This window comes from Lacisediminihabitans profunda (genome assembly GCF_008040105.1).
In the GTDB taxonomy this organism is placed as follows: Bacteria; Actinomycetota; Actinomycetes; order Actinomycetales; family Microbacteriaceae; genus Lacisediminihabitans; species Lacisediminihabitans profunda.
In genome coordinates, this window is record NZ_VRMG01000086.1 from 1 (window position 1) to 475 (window position 475).

The 475-nt window shown below is 63.4% G+C and carries 1 protein-coding gene; it reads left to right on the plus strand.

What is annotated here, in order from left to right:
• Positions 1 to 265: 265 nt before the first annotated feature.
• On the plus strand, positions 266 to 475 hold a 210-nt coding region (locus FVP33_RS19165; RefSeq protein ID WP_222706803.1), incomplete at its 3' end, for a hypothetical protein.

The following is a 475-nucleotide window of genomic DNA, read 5'->3' on the forward strand; positions in this document are numbered from 1 at the left end:
TTCTGCTGGTACTGCTGCTCCCTTTTGCGTTCTCGAATCACCCGCAGGCTCCCTCGGTCGAGGGGGCCTCCAGCAGTTCTGCAACTGACACCGTTCAGGCCCCGCAGCGCCCGTCGGTATCCGCTGGCGCGACGCCGAGCGTGACGCCTACGACGAGCCCACCCCAGACGCTCCCCCTGTTTCCGGCTCGACAGGCGAGGTATTTTCTGCCGCGGGTGTGTTGCTACCAGATCGCGGCAGGACGCCCGGGGCAGTGAATCCGTCCGTGACACAGGCCACGATTTCGCAGACGATTTGCGTTTCAGGCTGGACATCAACGATGCGGCCATCCTCCTCGGTCACCACGGCGCTCAAAGTGCGTCAACTGTCCACGGGGTACTCGTACAACGGCGATACCTCAACCGCGGACTATGAGGAAGACCACCTGATCAGCCTTGAGCTCGGCGGTGCAGCATCGGCCGAAGCGAACCTGTGG